The organism is Bradyrhizobium sp. NBAIM08, from assembly GCF_020193935.1.
GTDB classification, from domain to species: Bacteria; Pseudomonadota; Alphaproteobacteria; order Rhizobiales; family Xanthobacteraceae; genus Bradyrhizobium; species Bradyrhizobium yuanmingense.
The window spans coordinates 1-449 of sequence record NZ_JADYVR010000341.1; the positions used below are offsets into that span (position 1 = coordinate 1).

At 54.6% G+C, this 449-nt stretch carries 1 protein-coding gene; it reads right to left on the bottom strand.

Translation table 11 applies throughout. The annotated features are described in order from the left end of the window. Nucleotides 1-449 (bottom strand): AMP-binding protein (locus I6F37_RS39810; protein WP_225154349.1); only part of this gene is annotated, 449 nt, incomplete at both ends.

Sequence of the window (449 nt, forward strand, 5' to 3'; positions counted from 1 at the left end):
GACATGCACACGGGTATGGTGGATAGCCTTGCCGATGGGCACGCTGCCTTTGATCGCCTTCTCATCATCGATCGGATAGCAACAGGTGAAGGTCGTATTCTCCGTTGGTCCGTAGCCGTTGATGAGAACCCCAGGTCCTAGGACCTTCAATGCCTTTTTCACATGGGGTACGCTCAGCACATCACCACCGGTCAGGATATGTCGCAAGCCCCGCAATCGGTCCACATGTTCATCGACCAGAACGTTGAACAGACCGGCTGTAAACCACCCCGTAGTGACACCTTTTTCGCGGATCGTATTGGTGATCTCCAGCAGGGTCGGTTTCAATTGTGGTTGCAGCACCAGTCGGCCACCGTTCAGCAGTGCACCCCAGATCTCCAGCGTGCTGGCATCGAAGCTGATATTGCTCAGTTGCAGGAATGTGAGCTCAGGACCGAACGGTAGGAAAT